The following is a 522-nucleotide window of genomic DNA, read 5'->3' on the forward strand; positions in this document are numbered from 1 at the left end:
GGTCCCGGAGCGGGAGCGCATCACGATGGACTGGGTCGTGATCCGGGGACCGCGGTAGCGCACGCCCCGCAGCAGGTCGCCGTCGGTGATGCCGGTGGCGGCGAAGAAGCAGTTGTCGGAGGTCACGAGGTCGTCCGTGGAGAGCACCGCGTCGACGTCGAGCCCCGCGTCGACGGCCTTCTGCCGCTCGTCGTCGTCGATCGGCGCGAGCCGGCCCTGGATGATCCCGCCCGTGGCCTTGACGGCGCACGCGGTGACGATGCCCTCGGGGGTGCCGCCGATGCCCATCATGACGTCCACGCCGGTGCCCTCGCGGCACGCCGCGATCGCGCCGGCCACGTCCCCGTCGAGGATCATCCGGGTGCGGGCGCCGGTGGCCCGGACCTCGTCCACGAGCTTCTGGTGGCGCGGGCGGTCGAGCACGCACACGGTGAGCTGGTTGATGTTGATGCCCTTGGCCTTGGCCACGAGGTGCAGGTTCTGCTTGACCGGCAGGCGCAGGTCCACGAAGTCCGCGGCCTC

The 522-nt window shown here is 71.8% G+C and carries 1 protein-coding gene; it reads right to left on the bottom strand.

Translation table 11 applies throughout. The features are described from left to right. On the bottom strand, positions 1 to 522 hold a 522-nt coding region (locus QYM41_RS17875; RefSeq protein WP_368801108.1), incomplete at both ends, for a class II fructose-bisphosphatase family protein.

It is taken from the genome of Kocuria oxytropis (assembly GCF_040981195.1).
In the GTDB taxonomy this organism is placed as follows: Bacteria; Actinomycetota; Actinomycetes; order Actinomycetales; family Micrococcaceae; genus Kocuria; species Kocuria oxytropis.